General features: G+C 43.1%; 4 protein-coding genes and 1 pseudogene. 2 read left to right on the plus strand and 3 right to left on the minus strand.

Annotated elements, in window-relative coordinates; translation table 11 throughout:
• Positions 1 to 184: pseudogene (locus AB4653_RS11705) on the plus strand (microcin ABC transporter ATP-binding protein); the annotation flags it as partial.
• A gap of 96 nt (positions 185 to 280) precedes the next feature.
• On the opposite strand, the gene AB4653_RS11710 reads toward AB4653_RS11705, so the two are convergent.
• From AB4653_RS11710 to AB4653_RS11720, 3 genes are all read right to left on the minus strand, one after another.
• Positions 281 to 1474: a carbohydrate porin gene (locus AB4653_RS11710; protein WP_102257615.1), complete on the minus strand. Its 1194-nt coding sequence runs from the start codon at positions 1472 to 1474 to the stop codon at positions 281 to 283.
• A gap of 31 nt (positions 1475 to 1505) precedes the next feature.
• Positions 1506 to 2045, minus strand: coding sequence for a hypothetical protein (locus tag AB4653_RS11715; protein WP_228012653.1), 540 nt, complete (start codon positions 2043 to 2045; stop codon positions 1506 to 1508).
• 727 nt (positions 2046 to 2772) lie between these two features.
• Positions 2773 to 4680, minus strand: a complete 1908-nt coding sequence (locus tag AB4653_RS11720) for an amidohydrolase (protein ID WP_009844916.1) — start codon at positions 4678 to 4680, stop codon at positions 2773 to 2775.
• Positions 4681 to 5043: 363 nt separating this feature from the next.
• Here AB4653_RS11720 and AB4653_RS11725 point away from each other — a divergent pair.
• The coding region (locus tag AB4653_RS11725) for a LysR family transcriptional regulator (RefSeq protein WP_372104221.1) at positions 5044 to 5305 on the plus strand (262 nt) is incomplete at its 3' end.

Genomic DNA, 5305 nt, shown 5'->3' on the forward strand with positions numbered 1-5305 from the left:
GTATGGCCTAACTTATCTATTTATCAGCCATGATCTGAATGTTGTGAAATCCCTGTGTCATTACACCATTGTCATGAAAGCAGGCGAGGTGATTGAGAAGGGTGACACTGAGACCTTGTTTGGTAATCCGCAACATGAATATACTAAACAATTGGTGTCTTTATCTGAGGTTGGCACGCCTTAATCGATGAATTTCGATTCAATGTGAAAATCCAAAAAAGAGCCTGATCACTGATGATCAGGCTCTTTTTATTTAGAACGTCTTAGTTTATGCGTGGTACTAGAAAACGATATTCGTTCTTAGGCCAAACAACGCGACTTTGCTTTGAGTGCTGACTGCGGGTGTGACGTATTGCGCATCTGCGGTAAAGGTTAACCATGGCGTTGCTTGGAACGCGTAGTAGATCTCAAAACCTTGCTCGTCTTTTAATTCTGCTCCTAGTGGCAAATCGCTAATGCTGTTTTGTAACGCATTAGACAAGTTGTAGTAATAGTAGCCCGCGCCCCATTGATCTTGAGGTCTGTCGAAGAAGAAAGCGTTGCCTCCAAGGCCGCCAACAAACGTTCCATCTATGATATTTGGATTACCGTCTGCCGCTGCTGCTCTTAGGTAGACTGCGATGGTATCGTCATTGTTCTCGTAGATATTGTGTGTTGCTTGAGCTCGAATGTTGTACTTATATTTTGCAGTTTCACCCAAAGACGAGTAATCGACCCCTTCTTCAGTGCTATATGTACCAGACATACCAAACGTAGAACTTCTATCAAACAGTTTGAATGAGTGAGTCGCACCTAATGAAAAATTCACGCCATCATCAAACCAATCATTGAATCCTAAGTTGTCAGCATATCGATCTCTTGGATCATAAATCATCGCCGTGATTCGTGTATCGCCAATGGTGTGGTTCAGGATGCCGCCAATAAATGATGGGGGAGTCACGCCACTTGGTGGAGCAGAAAAAGCAATGTTCATGAATCCATGACGAGTTGCACCACCGTAAAATGGCGCATTTCGTAGTAGCTCAAACGCGTCGATCTTGCCAAAAAGTAGGTTAGTGTTGTCATCAAACTTGTGTGTGTAATACAAGGATGAGAAGAAAGGGCTACTGCTGTCTGCGTAATGGGCTGAATTAGGTACTGACAAACTGGAGAAGCCAAAGTCGTTCGCATCTCCGTTTAGATAGATCAACTGGGTGCGAAAGGTGCCGTTATTCCATAGGCCAGCATTTTCGGTATCAAGTGCTGCAAACAGGTCAAAACGGTGTGTGAACTCATTTGAATTTGATGGTGAGCCAGAAACCGCCGATTGGTAAACGTTGGTGTATTCAGCATCGAGCGAGAGTCCGTTGTCTTTAATGTGACTACGATCTCCTCCCCAATCACCGGTTAATGTATCAGAGTATGGTTGGCTTGCATTAGCTAAAGACGATAAAAAAAGTGGAGTTAAACAAAAGGGTAATGATAAAAATTTCATAATTAAATCTTATTGTTAGAACGTAATCTGGCTAAGCGCATTGAGATAGATAAGCAGGGCTGTTTAGCGTGCTGGCCAGTTGTGAATGGCGTTGATGTTTAAACAGTGCACTCAATGCATCAAACGCTTCTGAAATGGACAGATAACCTTGCTGATAAGCGAAGGAAACCGAACTTGCTTTACCGTCGTTGAGGTCGTGTCTTGAGATCGCAATGCCATGGTTTTGCGCGAGTAAAAACAATGCATCCGCGTTAAGAGGTTGCGAGTCCGCATTCTGCTGGTGACGCAACTTGTTGACGAGTGAGTGAATACGCTCAATACATTGGCTAAGTCGGTGATAGCGAGAGGTGTTCACCGTTGTCGCAATATGCTGGCAAACCTTTACCAATGCCTCCATTTGATCTGTTTTCGCTGAAGACGAAACCATCTTTTCAATAACTGCATTTAGCTCGGCAAGATATTGCGTTCTAAGCTGGGGTAATACCGTCACTTCATCATCCTTAATGTATCCGCGTAGCTCCTTGCCAAGTGACTCTAGATAACCCATATCTAATTCCCAAATGGTAGACATAGTATTGACCTGAGTTGTAATTGACCGGGTCATGTTATCGATTTTGGTGATGATAAAACTAATTTTGAAGTTTTTATGTTTTTATTAAGCTATTGTATTTATTGATTTTTCATTGCATTTCATCTGCTTAATAGACGTTTCAATACCGGTGTCATCAAAGGAAAACAAAAGAGAAGATTGGCTGATGAAGAAGGGTACAGTTATGGTGGTAAACAGCGCAATTAAATCAGATTTATGTGGCTTTCATGAGGCGAGGTGAGATGCTACGAAAAGAGGTTAGCCAGTTAAAATGAGAAGGTGTGGGGCTTTTATCTTGCCTAGTGCCAAGTGTGATGAACACACTTGTTCACGGTATGAGCTCAATTCGCTAGAGCCAGTATTTAGAAAGCTGCACTTGTTGAGCTATGTTGTGGCTAATAGATTGCACCACCAAACAGCAAATGTCCTCGATGATCTGTGAAGTGTTGGGATATTTGGTTGTGATGTGGAAAGCAGTGAGATAGGGGATTGAAGGTGTGCGAGCGTGTCGGATTGAGTTTGAGATCTTTGTATAGAGATAATTGAATATAGGAGGTCTGTATCGCGGAATCGGTAAACATGTATCATAAAAAGAAAAAGTGATAGCGGACGCTGAGGTCACACTATCACTTTTTGAGAACAATGAAGCTTAAGCTATTGAGATACTTTCGCTCAGCTTAGAGCAATGTTCATCGTTATTGTACCTACGTTATTTCTGTTGAATCGCCGTAAGAGCATGTTGGAAGTACAAGCTTGTCGCACACACATCGTGGTCATGATCATGATGGTGGTGATGACCGTGAGCGTTGTGGTATCTGTTGATTACATTCACAACTTTCATATTTTGCTCAGTCATGGCTAAACCAGAGTTACTGTTTTTTACAGGAGCAGGGATACCTTGGTAAATCGTTGCTTCAACTTTTATCTTGTTGATGTCTTCAGGTTTTACTGTGTATGGGTTGTCGTCAAGTACCGTAAAGTTGGCCGTTTTACCGATATCAATGGTACCAACTTCATTTTCTAGACGTGCTGTGTATGCTGCATCAATCGTGATTGCGCGCATTGCTTCATCAACTGTGATGCGCTCTTGAGGTCCCATTACCGTTTTGCCAGACAGACCAATTCTGTTTACAGCAGCCCAAACTAACCCTAGTGGTTGCGCTGGTGCCATTGGTGAATCTGAGTGCAATGATAAAATACCACCCGCATCGATGAATGAACGTCCACGCGCCATCACTTCTGCACGCTCTTGACCGATACCTTGTTCAGAGTAAAGCTCAGCCAGAATATGTGTGTAGTAAGGGTTTACACTAAAGTTTGCGCCAAGTTCAACGGCTTTAGGGATGTCGTCTTTATCGGTAATACCTAGGTGATGGAAGCTGGTTCTGTGATCGTCTCTGCTTTTTTCTTTGTTGAGCTTGTCGACAATGTTCAATGCAGTCTCAAAGCCTAGATCACCATTGGCATGGATAACAATCGTGTAGTCGTCTTCCCAGTAGGGGCGCATACTTGCTTCAAGATCTTTAGGCTCTTGCAACCATTCACCTGAGTGACCATCGGTGTAACCATCTTTAAGTTGCATTAACTGGCTGTACATTGCGCCGTCTGCAAACAACTTAACGAATTTAGGTAGCCATTTGATCTGTTCGCCTTGATAAGACGGGTGCTGAGTCAAACCTTCGGCAATCGCTTTACCTTTGGCAGGGTCGTTTTCTGCCATCATGTAGGTAAAGTTACCAGCTGGCATTAACCAGTAATCCATTGGGAAGTTACCGTCTTCAAGAATGTCGACTACTTGTTCGAACATCTCTGGTGTTGCAACAACACCTGGGTCAATCGCGGTAGTGATACCACCAGAGTGGATGTAATCTTTGGTTCGCTCCATCCCCGTTGCAAAAATGCCGCTATTTACCCAGAAGCTCATTACATCATTGAGAAGGATTTTAGCTCCAGCTTCATAAGCATGGCCTCGTTCCCAGTCTAGCTGATCGTAGTTATAGCCTTCGCCAGTCCAGTCTTCTTCAGACCAACCTAGCATTTCCATCGCTGCATCGTTGAAGAACAATTCGTGGAAGCTACGATGCCAAATGATAATTGGTCGGTCTTCAGAAATGTTATTCAGCAACTCGCGGCTCATTTCATTGCCGTGGAAGTAGTGATGGTAGCCCCAGCTTACCAATGGTTCGCCTTCTGCCAGTTCACTTTCTAACTCTGTTAAACGGGCTAAGTAGTTATCATGGCCTATTACGCCTTCAACGTTGCCCCACGGTAAATCCCAATCAGCAGGAGTAATAAAGTCTGCGCCGATCAATAACGCCATCAGCCAAAGGTGAACGTGAGGTTCAACGAAGCCCGGTGTAAGAACGCGATCTTCAAATGATTTATCAATCGTAAAACCATCTTTAGATTGGTACTTAGTGGTAAGTGTTTTTTGATCGCCAAGGTCGAGGATTTTACCGTCTTGGACTGCGATAGCGTCTACGTTGCTATGATCGTGATCTGAAAGAGTAATGATGTCGTTCGATACATAGAGCGTGATAGGGCTAGTAGAGGTTTCGGCGAAAGCAGGTGTGGCGACTAGGCCAGCAATAACCGTTGAGAGAAGTAGCTTTTTCATAATGGATCCTATTGCTCTCAACTAACGACCTTGTTTTATGAGAGGATTCAGTCGACCATCGCGCTTTGGAAAATCAATCTTCCTGTGAGCGCTTAGAAAGTCAGTTCTTTGTATTCACGGATAAGTGATAAGAAAAGAGAGGCGGTAAACCCATAATTAGCAATGCGTAACTCTGTTCAAATAAGTGTGTATAGCTAACTTCTGGGCTTACTGCCAATACATAGAGAAGCGAATTTTATCGTTCAAATACAGAGTGAAAACTCTCTTCGCCTCACATTTGTTGCTAATTTAGCAGTGTTATTACGTTTCTAATAACGCATAATGATGGGTAAAACCAAACATTAATAATCTAAGGCGGTGGGGATGTTTTCTTATGAACACTTAAACTCATTCTGTGCGACGTATGACGAACAGAGCTATAGCAAGGCTGCGAGATTCCTTGGTAAAGATAGAACAACCATTCGAGAACAAGTGAAAGCGTTAGAAGACAGCTATCGAACCATTTTATTTACGATTGAAGGAAAAAAGGCGGTACCAACCAGCTTTGCACGTTCTATTTATAAGCAGTCAAAATTGTTGGTGCAAAACAGTGAGCGATTGCATCTAAGAATGATGAATGCTTACC

The sequence above is a fragment of the Vibrio sp. 10N.222.48.A3 genome (assembly GCF_041475345.1).
GTDB classification, from domain to species: Bacteria; Pseudomonadota; Gammaproteobacteria; order Enterobacterales; family Vibrionaceae; genus Vibrio; species Vibrio tasmaniensis_A.

Bases quoted from the DNA above. Each gene is read 5' to 3' on its own strand.
- AB4653_RS11720 (WP_009844916.1), bottom strand. From the start codon at position 4,680: ATGAAAAAGCTACTTCTCTCAACGGTTATTGCTGGCCTAGTCGCCACA.
- AB4653_RS11710 (WP_102257615.1), bottom strand. From the start codon at position 1,474: ATGAAATTTTTATCATTACCCTTTTGTTTAACTCCACTTTTTTTATCG.
- AB4653_RS11715 (WP_228012653.1), bottom strand. From the start codon at position 2,045: ATGTCTACCATTTGGGAATTAGATATGGGTTATCTAGAGTCACTTGGC.